This is a genomic window from Brevundimonas sp. AC546 (assembly GCF_979258305.1).
This window is the reverse complement of sequence record NZ_OZ409849.1, coordinates 1103218-1124277: the sequence shown is the minus strand read 5'-3', so window position 1 is coordinate 1124277 and position 21060 is coordinate 1103218. Positions and strand designations below refer to the sequence as shown.

Annotated in this window: 25 protein-coding genes; 20 read left to right on the top strand and 5 right to left on the bottom strand. The window is 67.5% G+C overall.

The window, feature by feature from the left end:
* Positions 1–169 precede the first annotated feature (169 nt).
* Both ACZZZD_RS05690 and recN read left to right on the top strand, forming a co-directional pair.
* Positions 170–1024, top strand: coding sequence for an outer membrane protein assembly factor BamD (locus ACZZZD_RS05690; protein WP_463433424.1), 855 nt, complete (start codon positions 170–172; stop codon positions 1022–1024).
* A 76-nt stretch (positions 1025–1100) separates the two neighbouring features.
* A complete protein-coding gene (gene recN / locus ACZZZD_RS05685) occupies positions 1101–2798 on the top strand; it encodes a DNA repair protein RecN (RefSeq protein WP_463433422.1) in 1698 nt (565 codons plus the stop codon).
* Positions 2799–2807: 9 nt separating this feature from the next.
* On the opposite strand, the gene ACZZZD_RS05680 is transcribed toward recN, so the two are convergent.
* The 4 genes from ACZZZD_RS05680 to ACZZZD_RS05665 form a co-directional block, all read right to left on the bottom strand.
* Positions 2808–3725: a cobalamin biosynthesis protein CbiG gene (locus ACZZZD_RS05680; protein ID WP_463433420.1), complete on the bottom strand. Its 918-nt coding sequence runs from the start codon at positions 3723–3725 to the stop codon at positions 2808–2810.
* A gap of 86 nt (positions 3726–3811) precedes the next feature.
* A complete protein-coding gene (locus tag ACZZZD_RS05675; protein ID WP_463433418.1) occupies positions 3812–4327 on the bottom strand; it encodes a hypothetical protein in 516 nt (171 codons plus the stop codon).
* A 5-nt stretch (positions 4328–4332) separates the two neighbouring features.
* Positions 4333–5130, bottom strand: a complete 798-nt coding sequence (gene xth, locus ACZZZD_RS05670) for an exodeoxyribonuclease III (protein WP_463436090.1) — start codon at positions 5128–5130, stop codon at positions 4333–4335.
* Between the two features lie 101 nt (positions 5131–5231).
* The gene (locus tag ACZZZD_RS05665; protein ID WP_463433416.1) at positions 5232–6170 is read right to left on the bottom strand and encodes a hypothetical protein; all 939 of its coding nucleotides are present in this window, start codon (positions 6168–6170) and stop codon (positions 5232–5234) included.
* A 194-nt stretch (positions 6171–6364) separates the two neighbouring features.
* Here ACZZZD_RS05665 and ACZZZD_RS05660 point away from each other — a divergent pair, with 194 nt between their 5' ends.
* The 6 genes from ACZZZD_RS05660 to ACZZZD_RS05635 all read left to right on the top strand — a co-directional run bounded on the left by ACZZZD_RS05660 (position 6365) and on the right by ACZZZD_RS05635 (position 11167).
* On the top strand, positions 6365–7381 hold the full coding sequence (locus ACZZZD_RS05660) for an MBL fold metallo-hydrolase (RefSeq protein ID WP_463433414.1): 1017 nt from the start codon (positions 6365–6367) through the stop codon (positions 7379–7381).
* A complete protein-coding gene (locus ACZZZD_RS05655; protein ID WP_463433412.1) occupies positions 7378–8151 on the top strand; it encodes an enoyl-CoA hydratase in 774 nt (257 codons plus the stop codon). The genes ACZZZD_RS05660 and ACZZZD_RS05655 overlap by 4 nt, the downstream gene beginning before the upstream one ends.
* Positions 8152–8219: 68 nt before the next feature.
* Entirely contained in the window at positions 8220–8714 is a 495-nt protein-coding gene (locus tag ACZZZD_RS05650; protein WP_463433410.1) for a GNAT family N-acetyltransferase, read from the top strand.
* A gap of 37 nt (positions 8715–8751) precedes the next feature.
* Positions 8752–9297: a DUF1285 domain-containing protein gene (locus tag ACZZZD_RS05645; protein WP_463433408.1), complete on the top strand. Its 546-nt coding sequence runs from the start codon at positions 8752–8754 to the stop codon at positions 9295–9297.
* A complete protein-coding gene (locus ACZZZD_RS05640; protein ID WP_463433406.1) occupies positions 9294–9956 on the top strand; it encodes a CoA pyrophosphatase in 663 nt (220 codons plus the stop codon). Before ACZZZD_RS05645 ends, ACZZZD_RS05640 begins: the two co-directional genes overlap by 4 nt.
* Positions 9953–11167 carry a CCA tRNA nucleotidyltransferase gene (locus ACZZZD_RS05635; RefSeq protein ID WP_463433404.1) on the top strand — a complete coding sequence of 405 codons (1215 nt, stop codon included), beginning with the start codon at positions 9953–9955 and terminating at the stop codon, positions 11165–11167. Before ACZZZD_RS05640 ends, ACZZZD_RS05635 begins: the two co-directional genes overlap by 4 nt.
* Here ACZZZD_RS05635 and ACZZZD_RS05630 read toward each other — a convergent pair.
* Positions 11142–12101 (bottom strand): endonuclease/exonuclease/phosphatase family protein, encoded by a 960-nt coding sequence (locus ACZZZD_RS05630; protein ID WP_463433402.1) that lies wholly within the window; start codon positions 12099–12101, stop codon positions 11142–11144. The genes ACZZZD_RS05635 and ACZZZD_RS05630 overlap by 26 nt on opposite strands.
* Before the next feature lie 68 nt (positions 12102–12169).
* On the opposite strand from ACZZZD_RS05630, the gene ACZZZD_RS05625 reads away from it, so the two are divergent.
* The 12 genes from ACZZZD_RS05625 (at position 12170) to ACZZZD_RS05570 (ending at position 21008) form a co-directional block, all read left to right on the top strand.
* Complete coding sequence (locus tag ACZZZD_RS05625; RefSeq protein WP_463433400.1) at positions 12170–12631, top strand: DUF4112 domain-containing protein; 462 nt, start codon at positions 12170–12172, stop codon at positions 12629–12631.
* A 144-nt stretch (positions 12632–12775) separates the two neighbouring features.
* Positions 12776–14227: a DUF2793 domain-containing protein gene (locus ACZZZD_RS05620; RefSeq protein WP_463433398.1), complete on the top strand. Its 1452-nt coding sequence runs from the start codon at positions 12776–12778 to the stop codon at positions 14225–14227.
* Complete coding sequence (locus tag ACZZZD_RS05615; protein WP_463433396.1) at positions 14224–14379, top strand: hypothetical protein; 156 nt, start codon at positions 14224–14226, stop codon at positions 14377–14379. Before ACZZZD_RS05620 ends, ACZZZD_RS05615 begins: the two co-directional genes overlap by 4 nt.
* Complete coding sequence (locus ACZZZD_RS05610) at positions 14376–14645, top strand: hypothetical protein (RefSeq protein ID WP_463433394.1); 270 nt, start codon at positions 14376–14378, stop codon at positions 14643–14645. The genes ACZZZD_RS05615 and ACZZZD_RS05610 overlap by 4 nt, the downstream gene beginning before the upstream one ends.
* Positions 14642–15025, top strand: a complete 384-nt coding sequence (locus tag ACZZZD_RS05605; RefSeq protein ID WP_463433392.1) for a M15 family metallopeptidase — start codon at positions 14642–14644, stop codon at positions 15023–15025. Before ACZZZD_RS05610 ends, ACZZZD_RS05605 begins: the two co-directional genes overlap by 4 nt.
* A complete protein-coding gene (locus ACZZZD_RS05600; RefSeq protein ID WP_463433390.1) occupies positions 15022–15501 on the top strand; it encodes a hypothetical protein in 480 nt (159 codons plus the stop codon). Before ACZZZD_RS05605 ends, ACZZZD_RS05600 begins: the two co-directional genes overlap by 4 nt.
* A 370-nt stretch (positions 15502–15871) precedes the next feature.
* Entirely contained in the window at positions 15872–16690 is an 819-nt protein-coding gene (locus tag ACZZZD_RS05595; protein WP_463433388.1) for a flagellin, read from the top strand.
* 275 nt (positions 16691–16965) lie between these two features.
* Positions 16966–17772 (top strand): flagellin, encoded by an 807-nt coding sequence (locus ACZZZD_RS05590; protein WP_463433386.1) that lies wholly within the window; start codon positions 16966–16968, stop codon positions 17770–17772.
* 144 nt (positions 17773–17916) lie between these two features.
* Positions 17917–18723 carry a flagellin gene (locus ACZZZD_RS05585; protein ID WP_463433384.1) on the top strand — a complete coding sequence of 269 codons (807 nt, stop codon included), beginning with the start codon at positions 17917–17919 and terminating at the stop codon, positions 18721–18723.
* A gap of 114 nt (positions 18724–18837) precedes the next feature.
* The gene (locus tag ACZZZD_RS05580) at positions 18838–19668 is read left to right on the top strand and encodes a flagellin (protein ID WP_463433382.1); all 831 of its coding nucleotides are present in this window, start codon (positions 18838–18840) and stop codon (positions 19666–19668) included.
* A gap of 67 nt (positions 19669–19735) precedes the next feature.
* Complete coding sequence (locus tag ACZZZD_RS05575) at positions 19736–20023, top strand: flagellar protein FlaG (protein WP_463433380.1); 288 nt, start codon at positions 19736–19738, stop codon at positions 20021–20023.
* Between the two features lie 136 nt (positions 20024–20159).
* Complete coding sequence (locus ACZZZD_RS05570) at positions 20160–21008, top strand: flagellin (RefSeq protein ID WP_463433378.1); 849 nt, start codon at positions 20160–20162, stop codon at positions 21006–21008.
* Positions 21009–21060: the final 52 nt, after the last annotated feature.

The window sequence follows — 21060 nt, the reverse complement described above, 5'->3', positions numbered from 1 at the left end:
TCATCCGCCCCCCATGAACGGCGGTCGGTTGGCGCGCTCTTTACCAGTGGAGCCGGGCAGGGCAAGTCGTATGCTGAGATTTCCTCGGCATGGCGCGGCTCGGTTGCGGGTGCTAGAGGTCGCCGCGTTGGTTTCCGGGGGAACGGCTTAGGGCCTTCCTTCACACGTCATGGGGTCGTCCTTGTCCGCTTCTAAGTTCCGTTCCGGCATGGTGCTGATGGCCGCGGCGATCGCCGCAGTGACGATTTCAGGCTGCGCAGGCAAAGAGCGCCCGCGCCTCGCCTATGAAGAGCGTCCGGTCGAAGCCCTGTACAACACCGGCTATGAGCGCCTGCAGCAGCGCCGTTGGTCGGACGCCGTCGACTATTTCCAGGAAGTGGAACGCCAGCACCCCTATTCGGACTGGGCGCGCCGCGCGATCCTGATGCAGGTCTACGCCTACTATCAGAACAACGCCTACGCCGACGCCATCGCGGCGGCCGACAGGTTCATCCAGCTGTTCCCCGGCAATCCGTCGGCCGCCTACGCCTTCTACATGAAGGCGGTCTGCAACTTCGAGCAGATCACCGACGTGGGTCGCGACCAGGGTTACGCCACCGCCGCCCTCGCGGGTCTGAAGGACGTATCGCGCCGTTATCCGGGCACGCCCTATGCGTCGGACGCCGCCGTCAAGATCGACATGGTCAACGATCAGCTGGCCGGCAAGGAAATGAACATCGGCCGCTACTATCAGCGCGCCAACCAGCCGCTGGCGGCCGTGAACCGCTACAAGTCGGTCATCGCCAACCCCGACTTCCAGCGCACCTCGCATACGCCCGAGGCGCTCTACCGTCTGGTCGAGGTGAACCTGCAGCTGGGCTTGAAGGAAGAGGCGACCCGCAATGGCGCGGTGCTTGGCTACAACTTCCCCGGCAGCCCCTGGTACGCCGAGGCCTACGCCCTCCTGACCGAAAATGGCCAGACGCCGGACAAGGCGCCCGAGGGCAAGCGTGAGAGCTGGCTGCAACGGATCATTCCGGGCTGATCACGCAACGGCTTGTGAAATGCCGCCGGTGTCGGGATTCTGTCGGTCATGATTCGTTCTCCCGGCGCTTGAAGCGATGCTGACCGCCCTTTCCTTTCGCGATGTCGTCCTGGTGGACGTGCTCGATCTCGAGGTCGAGAGCGGCTTGACCGTGCTGACCGGCGAGACCGGGGCCGGCAAGTCGATCATTCTGGACGCCCTGGGCCTGGCGCTGGGCGGACGGGGCGATGCGGGTCTGGTCAGGAACGGCGCCAAACAGGCGGTCGCGACGGCCATCTTCTCCGCGCCCGACGATCCCGATCTTCTGGCCCTCGTCGCCGAGAAGGGGTTCGAGGTCCGGCCGGGCGAGGATTTGATCCTGCGCCGGGTGCTGGGCGCCGACGGCCGCAGCCGCGCCTATGTCAACGATCAGCCTGCCGGGGTGACGGCCCTGCGCGAGATCGGCGCGGCTTTGGTCGAGGTGCATGGACAGCATGAGACGGTCGGCCTGCTGGACTGGCGCACCCATCGCGGCTCGCTGGACGCCTATGGCGGTCTTCAGCCGCAACTGCTGGCGGTCGCGGCGGCTTCGATCAAGCTGAAGGCCGCGGAGGCCAGGCTGGCCGAGTTGAAGGCCCAGGCCGCCGACGCCGCCGCGCGTCTGGAAGAGATAAGCCTGAACCTGTCCGAGCTGGATGCGCTGGATCCGCGCGCCGATGAGGAAACGGAACTGGCGGGCGAACGGGCGCTGCTGGGCGCGGCGGAAAAGGCCATCGCCGATCTTGCCGACGCCCGCATCCAGCTGGGCGGCGACAAGCTGAGCCAAAAGCTGGGCGCGGCCCTTCGCGCCGTCGAACATGCGCGCCAGCGGGCCGGGCAGGCGGGGGCCGAGGGGGATCATCCGGTCATCCTGAAACTGTCCGCCGCCGTTGACGCCATCGACCGCACCATGGTCGAGGCCGCTGAGGCCGTCGCCGCCGTGGATGCCGCCGCCGCCGCCTTCGACTATGAGCCGGGCCGACTGGACAAGGCCGAGGAACGCCTGTTCGCCCTGCGCGCCGCCGCCCGCAAGCTGAACACCACGGTCGATGCCCTGCCGACCTTGCGCATCCGTCTGCGCGAGCAACTGCGGCTGATCGAAGATGGTGAAGAGGCCCTGACCAATGCGGGGCGCGAGGCGGCGGAAGCGGCCGAATCCTATGACTTGGCCGCCGAATTCTTGACCTCGGCGCGCGAGGCGGCGGCCGAGCGCCTGACCGCCGCCGTCATGGGCGAGCTGGGTCCGCTGAAGCTGGAGCGGGCGCGGTTCCGCGTGGCGCTGGAGCCGATTGAGGGCCGGCGCGGCCCGGACGGGGTCGAGACCGTGCGGTTCCAGATCGCCACCAACGCCGGCACCGACTTCGGCCCGCTGGACGCCATCGCGTCCGGGGGCGAACTGGCCCGTTTCGCCCTGGCGATGAAGGCGGCCCTGGCCAGCCGCGAGGACATGCGCCAGCCGGTGATGATCTTCGACGAGGTGGATCAGGGCGTCGGCGGGGCCGTGGCTGAAGCCGTCGGCTCGCGCCTGAAACGCCTGTCGAACGGCGCCCAGGTTCTGGTGGTGACCCACAGTCCGCAGGTGGCGTCGCGCGGCCATGCCCACTGGAAGGTGATGAAGGCCGACCGCGATGGCGTGACGACCACGACTGTCGTCACCCTGGACGACCAGCGTCGCCAGGAAGAGATCGCCCGGATGCTGTCCGGCGCCGAGATCACCGACGAGGCGCGCGCGGCGGCGAGGGCCCTGATCGGCTGACGGACAGGCTCAGACGCCCAGGATCCAGCCTTCTTCCTGCTCGACCTGTGCGATCAACTCGGGCGAGGCGTCCTTGGGCGGGCTGAAGGCCTTGGTCAGGTCGCCGGCCTCGTCCCTGCGGGCCAGGGCCTCGGCGGTCGAACGGACTTGGGCCTGGTCCTTGAATTCGCCTTCGTTCGGCTTGGTCTCGTGCATCGAGGGCCAGACCTCGACGACCAGGGCGGACAGGGGCTCGACGTCGTCGGGCGTCAAGGCACGCCAACCTGTGCCGAAGGGCCAGACGGCGCCGGACGGGCCGAGGCTTTCCAGCAGCCGACGCACGGCCGGGATGCCGACCAGGGTCTGGCCGCCCACGGCGCCTGCGCCGTGCATCTGCCACACGCTCTTGGGCTGAAGTCGGCCCTTGCGTGCCGCGTTCTCGGTGGCGCGGAATTCGGGGATGTCGGCGCCGGAGCCTGCGGGCGGCTTGGTCGTGGTCAGCCAGCGCTGCGCCTGTTTGGCCGGTGCGCCCCACAGGGGCCAGGCCTCGTCGGTCATCAGCCGGTTCATCTTGGCCGCGACCTGATAGCGGTTGTTGGTGTTGTCGGCCTTGTCCACGATGTTCGACGCGATGAACTTCCACATCGCTTGCCACGGGGCCTGCCCCGACGCGCCGTCCAGCTTCAGCCGCGCCGCCGTGCCGACGGGATAGCCGAAGTTGAAGTCCAGCCCGACCAGCACCCGGTCGCCGCGCTTCCTGTGATCCGCCAGGATCGAGGCCAGCAGGGCTTCGCCCTCGGCGCGGGTCGCGACATTGTGGGTCTCGGTATAGAGGCGAAACCGTACGTCGCGCTTCGCCACGCCGATCCACAGCGAGGTGTCGCCGAGCTTCTTGGTTTCGGCGGCGGTCCAGTCGGCGACGATATAGGCGTCGAAAAGGCGGGCCAAGGCGGCCTCCTTGATAAAGGCATGTCTTCAGGAGTGAGCGGGGCTTCTAGCGCCCCATCGCGGCGACCGAAAGGCCCTGTCGCGTCTCAACCCTTCAGCAGGGCTTCCAGATGCGACAGCCAGCGTCGGCCCAGGCGCAGCGCTTCGCCGGGCGAGCCGGTCTGGGCGGGCAGGGCGGCGTCCCACAGGGCCAGTTCGAACTCGGGATGGCGGGCGTCGGCGAACATCAGACGCAGCACCACCTGTTCGGCGTCGGGGGCCAGGACATCCAGCGACTTTCGCACCTCGCCCCGACGGACGCGGGCGACCACATGACCATCGACGATGATCTCGCCGCCATCGACCTCGTCGAAAGCATAGACCAGGCCGTGGGCGCCGTTGGCCCACAGCACGACCACCTGTTCGATGTCGAAGTTCAGCGCGCAGGCGCGACCCTCGCCCGGCGACAGGGCCTCGACCTCGGGCGCGGCGCCCAGGGTCTTGAGCATGGCGCGGTGCAGGCGACGCGGCGGCTCCATCCACCACGACAGGGCCAGGGCCAGCGTCGTCAGCAGGGCCGCCGCCAGGGCGATCAGCAGAACCACCCGCAAGGCGTCGGCCATGGGCGTCAGGCCTCCCCGTCTCTGGCGAGATCGAGATCGACAACCACGGGAACGTGGTCGCTGGGCTTTTCCATGTCGCGGGCGTCGCGGTGAGTCTCGATGCCCCGGAACCGGTCGGCGGCCTGGGGGGACAGCAGGGCGAAGTCGATGCGGATGCCGTGGTCGCGCTGCCAGGCGCCGGCCTGATAGTCCCAGAAGCTGTAGGTGCCGGCGGGCTCGCCGCCGATCTCGTGCGCGTCCGCCAAGCCCAGGTTCTTGAGCGCGCGGAAGGCTTGGCGGCTCTGCGGCTGGAACAGGGCATCGTCGGTCCAGGCGGCAGGATTTTTGGCGTCCTCGGCCTCGGGGATGACATTGTAGTCGCCGCACAGGGCCAGCGGCTCCTCGAACGCCATCAGGTCGCGGGCGTGGCGGTTCAGGCGCTCGAACCAGGCCAGCTTGTAGGCGAACTTCTCGGTCCCGATCGGATTGCCGTTCGGCAGATAGATGGCCCCGACGCGGATCGGTCGGGGCGCCTCGACCAGGGCCTCGATATAGCGGGCCTGTTCGTCCGCATCGTCGCCGGGCAGGCCGCGCCGGATATCGGACAGCGGGTATTTCGACAGCAGGGCGACGCCGTTGTAGCTCTTCTGGCCGTGGGTCTCGACATTGTAGCCCAAGCTCTCGAAGGCCTCGCGCGGGAACTTCTCGTCCACGCATTTGATCTCCTGGAAACAGGCGACGTCGGGGGCGGCCTGTTCCAGCCAGGCCAGCACGGTGGGCAGGCGGGCGTTGACGGAGTTCACGTTCCAGGTGGCGATGCGCATGACGGCGACGCTAGGCTGCGTCACGGGTTCGCGAAAGAGGGTGCAAAAGAAAAGGGCCGCCGGATCGCTCCGACGGCCCCTTCATCAGGTCTTTGGCTGGCTTACGGGCGACCACCGGCCGGTGCAGCCGCCGCGGCCGGAGCCGTCGTCAGCTTGCAGCCGCCGCCGATGGCTTGGGCGGTGGCGCAGGGATAGACCTGCTTAACCGCATTCTCGGCGTTCAGACGGGCGATGACGCCATCGGCGCCGTCACACTTGGCTTCATAGAAGACGCCGTTGGCGTTGCGGCCCATCAGGCGGGCTTCGGTCACGTCGCAGGGCGCGGCCTCGGAACCGGCTAGCAGGGTCTTCACGTAGCCGGCGTTCTCGGCCGTGGTGGTGAAGGCGCAGGTTCCGCTTTCGGCCAGCACCTGGATGCAGGGCGTCTTGGACCAGGCGTTGTTCAGGTTCTTGATCCAGAAGCCCGCCGCGTCGGAACAGCCGACCTCATAGGCGATGCCGCCGTCGGTGGCGCGGCCCAGCACCTTCACCTCATCGACTGTGCAGGCAACGCCGGCCTGTTGAGCATATTCGCGAAGGAACTTCTGTGTGTCCGTGTTCGCCGCGATCGTGCATTGCGGGCCGACTTCGGCTTCCGGGTTGGCAGCGCGCATTTTCGTAGCCGAGTCCGCCAGGATGACGCAGTCGGTCACGACCGGCGGAGTCTTGGATTCGATGATGTAGCCGGGGCCGGCGGCGCAGGCCATTTCGTAGACCGAAGTCTGCTCGGTCGTCGTGCCCAGCAGCTTGGCTTCGGTGACCTGACAATTGGTGTTGCCGAGGGTGGCTTGTTCCTGCGCGGCGGCCAGGATCTGTTCCGGCGACGGCGCGGCGGGTTGGCGATCGCGACGGCTGCGGCCGGCGCCCGCTCGGGAAGAGCCTTCCGTGGCCACTGGCCGGCCGCTGTCATCGGTTTGCCGCGTGGTCTGTGCGGCGGCGGGGACGATGGAGATTGCGCTGAACATCAGCGCCGCGAGGGCGGCGGCGAAGCGGGCTTTCATGAGGATACCTCGGAAATTGGGACGCTGCAGGCTTCGTGGCGGTCTATTCGGGCGGGGTCAAGGCAGCGGGTGGACGCGGTGACGAAGAACGGCATAGTGTTGGATAGTTTCGATTGGAGACCCACTTGGCGGACGATGCGGCGGCACTTTCAAAGAGGGAGGCGGCTCGTGGCCTGACCTATCCGGTTGACACCGTGCCGCTCCCCGGCGAGGCGATAGAGGTCGCGCGCGGGGTGCTGTGGCTGCGCTTCACCCTGCCGTTCCAGCTGGATCATGTGAACGTCTATGCGATCCGTGACGGCGAAGGCTGGGTCTTGATCGACACGGGATTGAACACGCGCGGTTCGGTCGCCGCCTGGGAAGCGGCGCTGGGGAGGGCTTTCGAGGACCGACCGGTGACGCGGCTTATCTGCACCCACATGCATCCCGACCATATCGGCCTGGCGGGATGGCTGTGCGAACGGACGGGCGCGCCCCTGCTGATGTCGCAGATCGAATATATCACCGGCCGAATGCTGATGGCCGAGCAGGCGGGCGATGCGCCGGCCAACGGCGAGGTCTTCTATCGCGCGGCGGGGTGGGACGAGGCGCAGATCGAACGCTGGCGCGCGGACTATGGCGGGTTCGCCAAGGGTGTCAGTCCGATGCCACGCAGCTACCGCCGGCTATCCGACGGCGATGCCCTGCGCATCGACGGCGACGACTGGATCGTGGTGATCGGGTCGGGCCACAGCCCGGAGCATGTCTGCCTGTGGCGGCGATCGGACGACGTTTTTATCGCCGGGGACCAGATTTTGCCGCGCATATCGTCGAACGTGTCGGTCTGGTCTACGGAGCCGCAGGCCGATCCGCTTGGCGACTGGATGGACTCGCTGGCGAAGCTGAGGGTGCTGCTTCCGGAAGGCGCGTTCATTCTGCCGGCGCATGGCGAGCCCTTCTATGGCGTCCATGCGCGGCTTGATGCGCTGAAGCGTGGACACGAGGTGGCGCTGAAACGGCTTGAGCGGACGTTGCGTCAACCGTCTAGGGTCATCGACGGCTTCCCGGCCGTGTTCGGTCGGGCGGTCGGGGACGGTGTGCTGGGCATGGCCACGGGCGAGGCTCAGGCGCACCTGAACTATCTGGAACGACGCGGCCGCGCCACGCGGACGCGGGACGAGAACGGCGTCGACTGGTGGACCACCGTCGCACAGGACGAGGAAACGACGTGAGCGAACATATCCGCAGCGAACTGGTCGAAGGCGTTCTGACCCTGACGCTAGACCGGGCTGACAAGAAGAACGCCATCACCCAGGCCATGTATTCGGCCCTGGCCGAGGCGACTGAGCGGGCGCGTACTGACGACGCCGTGCGGGTGCTGCTGCTTCGCGCCGAGGGCGACAGCTTTTCGGCCGGCAACGACATTCAGGATTTCATCGCCTTGGGATCGCAGGGTGCGGGACCGGGCGAGATGCCGGTGTTCCGTTTCCTGAAGGCGCTGGCGGACCTGGACAAACCGGCCGTGGCGGCGGTGAAGGGGCGGGCGGTCGGGATCGGCCTGACCATGCTGCTGCACTGCGATCTGGTGGTGGTGGCCGAGGACGCCCTGTTGTCGGTGCCCTTTGTCAACCTGGCCCTGGCGCCCGAGGCGGCGTCCAGCCTGCTGCTGCCGGCCGTGATCGGCCATCAGCGGGCCTTTGAACTGTTCGCTCTGGGCGAGCCGTTGGACGGCAAGACTGCCATGGCCTGGGGCATCGCCAACCGGGCGGTTCCGGCCGATCAGGTCGAGGCGACGGCGGCGGAGCTGGCGGCGCGAGTGGCGGCACGTGCGCCCAACTCCATCCGCAAGACCAAGCGGCTGATGCGTGACGCGGAGGGCCTGTGGGCGCTGATGCAGCGCGAGGGCGAGGCGTTCGGTTCGCAGATGAAGAGCCCGGAGGCCATGGAAGCCTTCATGGCCTTCACCCAAAAGCGGGCGCCGGACTTTTCCAAGGCGGGCTAACTGTCATCGAACCGCGCCTTGATTTGGCGCAGCTTTGCTTCTAGGTGCCCGCGCTTGTTGGAGCGCCGATGCCGCACGCCCTCGCCATACCTGCGGCCCTGAGCCGGATCGAAGCCGAGACACCGGCCGACGCCGAAGGCGTGGAAGCCCTGGTCATGGCCGCCTTTGGGCCGGGCCGGTTCGCCAAGACGGCCGAGCGCCTACGCGAGGGCTCCCACGCCGCTGTGGGTTTCGTCGCGCGGCTGGACGGGCGGGTGATCGGCTCGGTGCGGCTGTGGCCCGTCACGGTCGGTGAAACTGCGGCCCTGTTCCTCGGCCCCATCGCGGTGGATGCCGGCCGACGCAGCGACGGCCTGGGCGCCGAACTGGTGCAGGCCTGTCTGGACCAGGCGCGGACGTTGGATGTCGGCGGGGTGCTGTTGGTCGGGGACGCGGCCTATTTCGAGCGGTTCGGATTCGCCCATGCGCCCAAGGCGATCCTGCCCGGACCTGTGGATCGTCGCCGCGTCCTGTGGCTGGCGACCGGCGTGGATCAGGTTTCGGGACCGGTTCGCATCGGCTGACCTTTCCCGCCCGCTTTGCGGGGCTTAAGTCAGAGGGATGAATGATCCCAAGTCAGGACTGAAAGCCGTCGCCCAGGCGGCGAAACAGGCGCCCGGCAAAGGGCTGCCGCCGGTTCACCTGTGGCATCCCGAGCATTGCGGCGAGATCGACATCGTCATCCGGGCGGACGGCGTGTGGATGCACGACGGCTCGCCCATCGGCCGCAAGGAACTGGTGCGGCTGTTCTCGACGGTGTTGCGCAAAGACCCAGACGGCTATCACCTAGTCACGCCGGTCGAGAAGCTGAAGATCCAGGTCGAGGACCTGCCGTTCCGGGCCGTGGCGATAGCGCGCGAGGGCGGCGACCTGGTGTTCACGACCGATGTCGGGGACGAGGTGCAGGCAAGCGAGGCCGATCCCATCGTGGTCGAGACCGATCCGGCGACGGGCGAACCGGCGCCGCGCATCCATGTGCGACGCGACCTGTGGGCGCGTATCGCGCGCTCGGTCTTCTACGAACTGGTCGAGATGGCTGAAGAGGTCGACGGGCGGCTGGTCGTTCGCTCAGGCGGTCAGGCCTTTTCGCTGGGAGCCGTGACGTGAGCCTGGAGACTCTCAGAACGCGTTTGGTCGAGCGGCTGGCGCCGGTCGAGACCTGGCGGCCGGAACTGGTCGCGGCGCGGTCGGACTTCGACCTGAATCCCCAGGCGGCGCGGACGGCGAAGGAGCTTCGGCCCGCGGCGGTGCTGATCCCCATCGTGGCGCGGCCCGAGGGGGCGACGGTTCTGCTGACGCGGCGGGCCGACACCCTGGCGCGGCACACGGGCCAGATCGCCTTTCCGGGCGGGCGGCTGGACCCCGGCGAAAACGCGGTCCAGGCGGCCCTGCGCGAGGCGGACGAGGAGGTGGCGCTGAACCCGGCGGCGGTAGAGGTGCTGGGCCTGTCCGACGCCTATGAGACCGGCACGGGCTTTCTGGTGACGCCGGTGATTGGCTGGCTGCGCGAGGCGCCGATCACGACGCCCTCGCCGGACGAGGTGGCTGAGGTCTTCGAGACGCCTTGGGACTTCCTGATGGACGCCGCCAATCACCGTCGCGACTTCTACGACATGGACGAGGGACTGCGGCGCTGGTTCTGGGCCATGCCCTGGGGCGAGCGTTATATCTGGGGCGTGACGGCCGGGATCCTGAAGGCGCTGCACGTGCGGCTGTACGGCGACGAGGCGGCGCCCGAAGTCGCGGCGGACGAGGACGCTGCATGAGCGTCTCTATGGCAGGACAGCCGTGGCTGGAATCTGAGGCGACGCGGGCGGTGATGGCGGCGCTGGAGGCGGCGGGCGGTCCGGGCTGCGCGCGTTTCGTCGGCGGGTGCGTGCGCAACAGCCTGCTCGGCCAGTCGGTCGACGACATCGACATCGCCACGCGGCTGAGACCGGAAGAGACCATAGCAGCGCTGAAGGCGGCCGGGCTGAAGGCCGTGCCGACCGGGGTGGAGCACGGTACGGTGACGGGGGTGTCGGAGCGGCGACCCTATGAGATCACGACCCTGCGCCGCGACGTCGAAACGGACGGACGCCGCGCGGTCGTCGCCTTCACCGAGGACTGGGCCGAGGATGCGGCCCGACGAGATTTCCGGCTGAACGCCCTCTATGCCGATGCGGCCGGGACGGTGTTCGACCCGACTGGCGGCGGGTTGGACGACGCGGCGGCGGGACGGATCGTCTTCGTCGGCGAGGCGGAGACGCGCATCCGCGAGGACTATCTGCGCATCCTGCGCTTCTTCCGGTTTTACGCCTGGTACGGGCGGGGCGCGCCGGACTCGGTCGGGCTGGCGGCCTGTGCGGCGTTGAAGGCCGGCATGGCGCAGCTGTCGGCCGAGCGGGTGTCCAAGGAGCTGCTGAAACTGCTGGCGGCGCGCGATCCGCGTGCGGCGGTGCGGGCGATGGCCGAAACGGGCGTGCTGGCCCAGGTGCTGCCGCAGGTGCAGCCCTTGCCGCTGTTCGAGGCGATGTGTGGTCTGACCGACGACCCGGTGATGCGGCTGTCGGCGCTTCTGCCCGCCGATGCGGCGGCAGTGGTCGGGATCGCGAGCGCTTTACGCCTGTCGAACGTGGTGCGGGACCGACTGGCGGCAGCCGTGGGGGGCGGCCCGGCTGTGTCGCCGCGCATGAGCGACGCCGAGGCGCGGGCGGCGATCTATCGGCTGGGACGCAGGGCGTTCGAGGATCGGCTGATGCGCGCCGAGGCGGCAGGCGAGGGCGACGGCGCGCGGCTGCGTTCGCTGGCCGCCGACTGGACGCCGCCGAAGATGCCGGTCGGCGGGCGCGATTTGGCGCGGCTGGGCCTCGCCGCAGGGCCTGAGACGGGCCGGCTGATCAAGGCGTTCGAGGACGGCTGGGTCGCCGACGACTTTCCGACCGACGGGCACGAGGCGCGGTTGAAGGCGCTTATTTTGGCGATTGCGCGCGGGTGAACTCTGTGACGACCGGGCGATGGTCGGACCCCGTCGGCTGGCCCAACCGTCGCGTGATCAGGGCCAGGTCGGGGGAGTGATAGACCTGATCGATGGTGATGCCGGTGAAGGCCGGGGCCTGGCTGGGCCATGTGGCGGGCCAGCCGGGCGCGGGGATCAGGCCCATGTCCGCCTGGATCTGGCGACCGATGCGGGCGGTCGAGACGCTGTTGAAATCGCCGGCGGCGATGACCGGGTGGTCCGGCGCGGCCTTGCGACGCTCAGTCAGGGCCATGACCTGGCTGATCTGGCCCCACTGATACTGATAGGGCCACGGGCGGGTCAGGTGAACGCCGAACACGTTGATCGGGCCGATGGGCGTCTGGACGGTCGCGCCCACGGCGCTGAGGCCGTCGTTGCGGTCGGGCAGGCGTTGCAGGATCGGATAGCGCGAGGCGATGATCGACCGCGCATGGTCGCCGGGGCCGCGCGTCCGTCCGATCAGCGCTCGGTGAGGATAGTCCGGTAGAAGATCGTCCAGGCGCGAAGCCGGCGCCTGGCCCATTTCGACCAGCACCAGAATGTCGGCGTCGGCGGCGGAAATCGAACGGCGCATCGCCTCAACGTCCGTGTTGAACACCCAAAGATTGGCCGAATAGACCCGCACGATCGGCTGGCCTGGAACGGGGACGCCCTTTGGCGGCGTCCACTGGGGCCAGACCGAAATGGTCAGCACCAGACAGGCCAGTCCGCCGATGATCGAGGCCGGCCACAGTCGCAGGATCAGACAGACCAGAGTCACGCCGACGGCCGCCAGCAGCACCGGCGACGTGAACTGGGCCAGGATGTCGACCCAGCGATGTCCGATCCCGCTGAGGGCCGCCCCGCCGAACGCCGCCAGCCCCAGCAACAGGGCGCTTGCCGTCACATTCGCCGCCAGCTTGATCAGGGTCATCGAAGACGTATCTCTTGGATTGAACGGGAAGCGTCGCGCCGCGTTAAGGCGACGCTTTGGAGGGCGACATGGCCAGACGGTCGATCCGGGATATCGAGAACATCTGGTCCAATGTCGAGGGCGTAAAGAAGCTGTCTGACCGCGTAATCGGCATCGGGCCGTTCGGCCTGGGGCTGGACGCCATGCTGACCTGGGTGCCGGTGGTCGGCACGGTCTATACGGTCGGAACCGGGGGCTGGCTGATGCTTCAGGCGGTGCGCGCCAAAGCGATGCCGGCGACTCTCGCGCGGATGGGGGCCTATATGGCCATCGACACGGCGACCGGCACGGTGCCCCTCGCGGGCGACATCGTGGACACCTTTTTCCCCGGCCAGCTGATGGCGGCGCGGGCGCTGCAAAAGCACATCGAAAGCACCCACTGGGTCGAGGACACCGAGGTCAATGCGCGCGCCAGCGGCGACCACGAGATGCACGAGGCGCGGGTGCAAAACGACCAGACGCTGAAGCGGATCGTCTATCTTCACGACTGAGATGTGCGGGCTGAACAGGCCTAGCCATCGCATTCGTCGAGACGAAACCGCATGAAATCAAAGGCCTGATTGACGACATCGACCGTCTTCCGGCCTGAGGTAGGGCCGCGTCCAGACTGATCTCCGACGACAACGGAGAGAAGAATGAGCGACGATTTCAGCGCGCGTCTGGCCCTGCCCTATCTGGCGGCGGGACAGATGCAGAAGCATGTGACCCTGAATACCGCCCTGACCAGGCTGGACGCGCTGTTGCAGACGGCGGTGGTCAGCCGGACGACGGCCATCCAGCCGGGCGATGCGTCCGACGGCGACCTCTACATCCTGGGGGAAGATGCAGAGGGCGCGGCGTGGGCCGGGCGAGCAGCCGGAACCCTGATGCGGTTCGAGGCAGGCGGGTGGGCCGTTGTGCCGACGCCCGATGGCCTGATCGCCGTGGTGCTGGACGAAGGCGCCGTCGTGGTGCGGGCCGATACGGGCTGGGTGGGCTTGGGCGATCGGCTGGGCGAGGTTCAAAATCTTGCACGGCTGGGCCTGGGCACGACCGCCGATGACGCCAACCCCCTGTCCGCCAAGATCAACGCCGGTCTGTTCACCGCGCGCGGCGTGGAGGAGGGCGGCGACGGCGACCTGCGCCTGACGCTGAACAAGGAGGCGGCGAGCGATGTGCTGTCGCTGCTGTTCCAGAGCGGATACGCCGCCCGCGCCGAACTGGGCCTGATCGGCGAGGACGATCTGGGCCTCAAGGCCTGCGACGACGCCGGCACGTGGCGGCCTGTATTGCGCGTGGACCGTGCGACCGGCCGGATCGCCTTCGATCAGGGCGCGGTCAGGCGTGAGACGACCGTGTTCACCAGCGACGGCGACTACGCCCCGCCCCCGTGGGCGCGCTGGATCGAGGTCGCTTGCGTGGGCGGCGGCGGTGGGGGCGGTGCAGGCCTCGCCGGACCGGCTGGAACCGCTCGCTTCGGCGGTGGCGGTGGCGGGGCAGGCGGTCTGACGCAGAGCCGCTGGTCCATTGAAGACTTGGACGACGCCTTGGCGATCACGGTCGGGACGGGGGGCGTGGGCGGCGCTGCGGGCGGCGAGAGCCGGATCGCGACAGGAGGGACCGTTCTGTTGCGCGCGACGGGCGGGGCCGCTGGAGCCGTGGGAACATCCAGTGCGAGCCTGGGCGGCGTTGGCGGGCTGGGCCTGCGCCCCGCCAATCCCGGCGGCGGTTCGTCGATCACGGCGACGGCGACGATGGGTGGCGAAACCGCCTGTGCCGATGGGCCGGGCGGGGGAGGCGGGGGCGGCGGGCTGAGCGCGACCGATGTCACCCGCGCCGGGGGGGCGGGCGGCGCTGGCGGCTGGTCGGGCTTTCGCGCGGCCGGGGGCGTCGCGGGCGCTGCGGGTCAGGCCTCTGCGAAACCGTCTGTTTCGATGGTCGGCGGCGGTGGCGGCGGTGGAAACGCCTCGGCAAACGGGGGCGGAAGCGCCGGCGGCGCCGGCGCGACCTTCGGCGCGGGCGGCGGCGGGGGAGGCGCAGGCCTGACGGCCGCCGGCCAAGGCGGTTCAGGCGCTGCGGGCGCGGTTCGCATCACGGCTGTCGGATGAGCCGGCGGCGACATCCGGCAGAGCCGGTCGAGGTGCTGGAGGCCGAGGCGTGGGAAGCGCCCAACAGCCTCAGCGACGGGGAATGGCGCGCCCATTCCGGCTGGGACGGCCGCTGCGCCGTCGAAACCTATGACGAGGAGGACGAACGATGACCCGACGTGTGCAAGGGGCCAGGCCGTTGGCGGAGGGGCGCTGGTTATTTCGCCGCCTCTATGCCTTCGCCGTAAGTGCGGGCTTGTGGGTGCTGCTGATGCGCACCGTCGGACGAATGCCGCCCGAGATGCTGCCCAGGATGACGGACGGGTTGATGGGGCTGCTGGCCTTGATCCTGGTGCTGTATCTGGTCGCGCCAACCGCCCAGCAACTGGTCGCCCTGATCGCCAACGCCCGCCTGAAGATCACGGGAGGCCGGCCATGAGCTTTCGGCTGTCCAGCCGGTCGCGCGCGCGGCTTGAGGGCGTACATCCGGCGCTGACGGCGGTAGTCGAGGCGGCCATCGTCCGCACGCCCGTGGACTTCATGGTCACCGAAGGGGTGCGCACGCCCGCCCGCCAGGCTTCGCTGGTTAAAGCCGGCGCCAGCCGCACGACGCGCTCGCGCCACCTGACCGGCCACGCCGTCGATGTGGCCGCCTTGGTGGAAGGCCAGGTGCGGTGGGACTGGCCCCTGTATGGCCGGATCGCCGAGGCGTTCAAGGCGGCGGCGCTCGATCTGAAGACGCCGCTGATCTGGGGCGGCGACTGGAAGACGCTGCGGGACGGCCCGCATTTCGAGCTGGATCGAAAGGCCTTTCCATGAGCGCCGGGTCGATCCTGCGCGCGCTGACGCCCTTGGGCTGGCTGGTCGCGGGCGCGGTAGTCCTGGCGCTTGGGTTCGCCTTGCTGGGCGGGTTCGGCTTTCGCTGGGATCCGCTGAACTTGCAGCACAAGCGTCTGGAAACCGCGCGAACCCAGGCGGAAGACGCCGCCGCCGTGGCAACTGCGCTAGCTCACGCCCGGCGGCTCGAAACCGAAGGCGCGGCGGCGCAGGCCGGACGCGTCGATCACTATCAACACAGGACCACGGCTGTGGAGCGGGCGACCGCGACCGCCGTCGCACAGGCCAGGAGCGCCGATGACGCCGAACACCCCTTGGAAAGCCGCCGCGCTGATCATCTGCGCGGCCATGACGACGAGCTGTGCAGGCTCGCCCCCGATCTCGGCGGTTGCGCCGGCGCGACTGGTGCTGCCGGAGGCGGCTCGTCGGCCGTGCGCTCTGGCGACCTTACCGGTTGAACCGACGGCGGGCGATCTCGATGCGGCCTATGTGCTCCGCGGCGCCCAGATCGTCGCCTGCGATGGCGCACGGCGTCTGGCGGTCGAGACCCTGCTGGCCGAACGCACGATGCAGGATGCGCAATACGGCCTGAAACGGCCTGGCAACTGACGCCCTGCAAAAACGACTCGGCAACTTCTGCCGCCTGAGGGGCAGGTTTGCCGGGTCATCTCGCCGAGCGTCGGCATAAGTTCAATGAAAACAATCCAGGCGTCAGGCTGGCGCCCGGTTTCGAGCTGGCCCCGCCCTTGCTCTCTAACAGTCCGAGCAAAATGCTCCTGGCGCTAAAATGGCGCCTGACATCACACGAAGTGAAAAAGGACAGCCAAAATGGCTAACAGCATCAATACGAATTACGGCGCAGCCATTGCGCTGCAGAACCTAAATGCGACCAACGCTCAGTTGGAGCGCACGCAGAACCGTGTCAACACGGGCCTGAAAGTCTCCACCGCCAAGGATAACGGCGCGATCTACGCCATCGCGACGACCCAGCGCGCCAACATGGGCGCCATGGATGCGGTCAAGAATTCGCTGCAGCGCGGACAGGCTGTCGTCGATGTGGCGCTCGCCGCCGGCGACACCGTCACCGCAGCGCTCGAAGAAATGAAGCAGCTGGCGGTCAACATCCAGTCTTCGGTCGCCGGTTCCGACGCCGAAACCGCTTATCTAACTGATTTCAATGCCTTGGGTAAGGAAATCGACGCCTCGCTGAAGGGCGCCACGTTTGATGGCGTCAACCTGTGGAACACCACCACCGCCACTTCCGTCACCACCAATGTGAGCGGCGGCAGCTATCAGATCGGTTTCGGCACGGTGGACAAGGCCGCAGCGGCGCCCATCGTCGCCGTCTCGGCCGGCACGGCCGTCCGCGCCGGCGCGACGACGATAATCGTCGACGCCGCCATCAAGGAAGTCACCTCCAACCTGGCCACGCTGGGCACCCAGTCCAAGTCGGTCGGCCGTCAGCTGACCTTCGTCGGCAAGCTGCAGGACGCAACCGAAGCCGGCATCGGCAACCTGGTGGACGCCGACCTGGCCAAGGAAAGCGCCAAGCTGACCGCCCTGCAGACGAAGCAACAACTGGGCGTCCAGGCCCTGTCGATCGCCAACTCGTCCAGCTCGATCCTGCTGAGCCTGTTCCGCAACTAAGGCAGCGCACTCCCATCCTTTCGGCGCGGTCGGACAAGCGTCCGCGCCCTGCCTCACGCAGGTCTCTCGGCAAAACTTGCCGGGTGATCCCCCTCGCCCGGCAGAACCTGCCGGGCAGGAAGGACGGTAAATCAACGGTTAACCTGCAAAAACAGTAGTTTAGGCGATGTGCCGGCCCGCATTTCTGGCCCGGCAATTGCTTCTTACCGACCGAGCAAAAAGCTCCTGGCGACAAAAGACGCCGGATGTCACCGAAGTGAAAAGGACCAGCCAAAATGGCTAACAGCATCAATACGAACTACGGCGCGGCCATCGCGCTGCAAAACCTGAACAAGACCAACGCCGCGTTGGAGACGACCCAGAACCGGATCAACACCGGTCAGAAGGTCTCCTCGGCCAAGGACAACGGCGCAATCTTCGCCATCGCCACGACCCAACGCGCCAACATGGGCGCCATGGATGCGGTCAAGAACTCGCTGCAACGCGGTCAGTCCATCGTCGACGTGGCTCTCGCTGCCGGCGACACCGCGACTTCGGCTCTGGAAGAAATGAAGGCCCTGGCGGTCAACATCGCCTCCTCGACCGGCGACGCGCAGACGGCCTACCTGGCTGACTACAACGCCCTGGGCAAGGAAGTGGCCTCGGCGCTTTCCGGCGCCAGCTTCGACGGCGCCAACCTGTGGACGACCGCCGCCGTCACCAACCTGACCACCAACACCTCTGGCGGCACCTACGCCATCGGCTTCGCCGCGGCGCCTTCGGCCGACGCCACCCTGACCGCCGTCAATACCGGCGCGATCACGGCCGCCAATGCGACCGTCGCCAACGTCGATGCCGCCATCAAAACCGTGACGACCAGCCTAGCCACCCTGGGCACCCAGTCCAAGTCGGTCGGTCGCCAGATGACCTTCGTCAACAAGCTGCAGGACGCGACCGAAGCCGGCATCGGCAACCTGGTGGACGCTGACCTGGCCAAGGAAAGCGCCAAGCTGACCGCCCTGCAAACCAAGCAACAGCTTGGCGTGCAGGCGCTGTCGATCGCCAACTCGTCCAGCTCGATCCTGATGAGCCTATTCCGCTGAGGCCCGGAGGCGTGATCCGTTTCGGCGGATCGCGCCAAGGCTTCGTCACCGGGGGTCGGCATCGTCCGGCCGCCACACCCTGAGCAAAACGCTCCCGTCGCCAAAACGGCGTCGGCCATCACGAAGTGAAGAAGGACAGCCAAAATGGCTAACAGCATCAACACGAACTACGGCGCTGCAATCGCTCTGCAGAACCTGAACAAGACCAACGCCCAGCTGGAAACGACCCAAAACCGCATCAACACCGGTCAGAAGGTCTCGTCGGCCAAGGACAATGGCGCGATCTTCGCCATCGCCACGACCCAGCGCGCCAACATGGGCGCCATGGACGCGGTCAAGAACTCGCTGCAACGGGGTCAGTCGATCATCGACGTCGCCCTGGCCGCGGGTGAAACCGCCACCAACGCCCTGGAAGAGATGAAGGCCCTGGCGGTCAACATCGCCTCCTCGACCGGCGACGCGCAGACGGCCTACCTGGCCGACTACAACGCCATGGGCAAGGAAGTCGCCTCGGCGCTCTCGGGCGCCAGCTTCGACGGCGTCAACCTGTGGTCCACCGCCGGCGTGACCAACCTGACGACCAATACGTCGGGCGGCACCTACGGCGTTGGTTTCGCCGCTTCGCAATCGGGCGACGCGACGCTGACCGCCGTCAACACGGGCGCCATCGCCGCCGCCGCCGCCACCACGACGGCTGTGGATGCAGCGCTGAAGACCGTCACGACCGGTCTGGCCACCTTGGGCACCCAGTCCAAGTCGGTCAGCCGTCAGGTCAGCTTCGTCAGCAAGCTGCAGGACGCGACCGAAGCCGGCATCGGCAACCTGGTGGATGCCGACCTGGCCAAGGAAAGCGCCCGCCTGACCGCCCTGCAAACCAAGCAACAGCTTGGCGTGCAGGCGCTGTCGATCGCCAACTCGTCCAGCTCGATCCTGCTGGGCCTGTTCCGCTAAGGCCCGGACGGCCGGGAGGCTTCGGCGTCCCGGCCAAAGGTCTGAAACCTCGAGCAAAACGCTCCCGTCGCCAAAATGGCGGCGGCCATCACGAAGTGAAGAAGGACAGCCAAAATGGCTAACAGCATCAACACGAACTACGGCGCTGCAATCGCTCTGCAGAACCTGAACAAGACCAACGCCCAGCTGGAAACGACCCAAAACCGCATCAACACCGGTCAGAAGGTCTCGTCGGCCAAGGACAATGGCGCGATCTTCGCCATCGCCACGACCCAACGGGCCGCCATGGGCGCACAGGATGCCGTCAAGAACTCGCTGCAACGGGGTCAGTCGATCATCGACGTCGCCCTGGCTGCGGGTGATACCGCGACATCGGCTCTGGAAGAGATGAAGGCCCTTGCGGTCAACATCGCCTCCTCGACCGGCGACGCGCAGGCAGCCTATCTGTCTGACTTCAACGCCTTGGGCAAGGAAGTGGACTCCGCGCTGAAAGGCGCGACGTTCGACGGTGTGAACCTGTGGAACACCACCACGGCGACCAACGTCACCACCTCCACGGCGGCGACTGGCAATACCTACCAAGTCGGCTTCGGCACAGTGGACAAGGCGGCCGCTACGGCGATCACCGACATCACCGCGACCGCAACCGCTCCGGCGGACGCGACTGCGGCAGCCGCCTTCGCGACCAAGGTCGACGCGGCCATCAAGGCCATGACCACCGATCTGGCGACCTTGGGCACTCAGTCCAAGTCGGTGGGTCGCACCAGCGCCTTCGTCGGCAAGCTCCAGGACGCCCTGGAATCCGGCATTGGCAACCTGGTGGACGCTGACCTGGCCAAGGAAAGCGCCCGCCTGACCGCCCTGCAGACCAAGCAACAGCTCGGCGTGCAGGCGCTGTCGATCGCCAACTCGTCCAGCTCGATCCTGTTGGGCCTGTTCCGCTAAGGCGACCGGCCGGGGCGGTTAATCCGCCCCGGCCGAGCGTCTCTCATCCTTTGGAGGAGCGCGGATCATGTCCGCGCGGGGAGCCATGACAAACAATGTCGCGAGAGTAACAAGCGTACCCCAGCCTGCCGTGCCTGCGTCCGCATCGGTCGCCCAGCCCGAACCCCGCAACGACAACAACGACGCCAGCCGGTATCGGCTGACGATCGAGGCGGTCGGCAACAACCGCTACGTCTACAAGGTCCTCGACCGGGTGACGGGGGAGGTGATCCGCCAGCTGCCGCGTGAAGACGTCGAGAAGCTGGCCGGCGATCCAACCTATCGCGGAGGAAAGGTGGTCGACACCTCGGTCTGACGACCGTCGGTCGATCCTGGCATCGTTAACGCCGCCGGCTCGCCGGACGGCGGATTCATGGTTTCCCGCGCGTTAACCCTCCGCTCACGACTCATGGTTAATACTGGCGGGAACAGAACGTCCGGGGCTTGAAGCCATGACCACCAGCATCCACACCAACACCTCGGCGATGATCGCCCTGCAGAATCTGAACAGGACCAACGACCAGTTGGCTTCGACGCAGAGCCGGGTGAACACGGGACTGAAGGTCCAGGGGGCTCGCGACAACGCCGCAGTCTGGGCCGTCGCCCAGGGACAGCGTGCGGATATGGGCTCGCTGGAAGCCGTAACCACCAGCCTGAACCGCGCGACCTCGATCGCCGACGTGTCGCTGGCGGCGGGCGAACAGATCTCGGACCTGCTGATCGAGTTGAAGGGCAAGGCGACCGCCGCGTCTGATGAAAGCGCCACCCTGGCGATGCGGACCTCCTACAATGACGAGTTCCAGTCGCTACTGAAGTCGATCCAGTCGTTCGCGGACAATGCGATCTTCGACGGTTCGAACATTCTGGACGGCACGGCGACCGCCGGCATCAACTTCCTGGCCAGCGCCGACGGCGCCGAGACCATCACCCTGGACCGCCAGGACATGACGCTGACGGGCCTGGGGCTTGCGGCTTCCACGACGCCGGCGGCGGCGGCGCCGGACCTGTTGACCAAGGCGAACGCTGATGACGCCCTGACGCGGATCAACACCGCCATCTCCACCAGCACGTCGCGACTGGCCGAGCTCGGCGCCCAATCCAAGCAGATCGAGCGCCATACCACCTATATCGGCAAGCTGTCGGACGCGCTGGAGGCCGGCATCGGCAATCTGGTAGACGCCGATCTCGCCAAGGAAAGCGCGCGCCTTCAGGCCCTGCAGGTTCAGCAGCAGCTTGGCGTTCAGGCCCTGTCGATCGCCAACCAGGCGCCGCAGATCATCCTGTCGCTCTTCAAGGGCTGACGACACAGCTTAACGGTTCATTATCGGGCGCGGCTGCACGATAGGCGCGGAG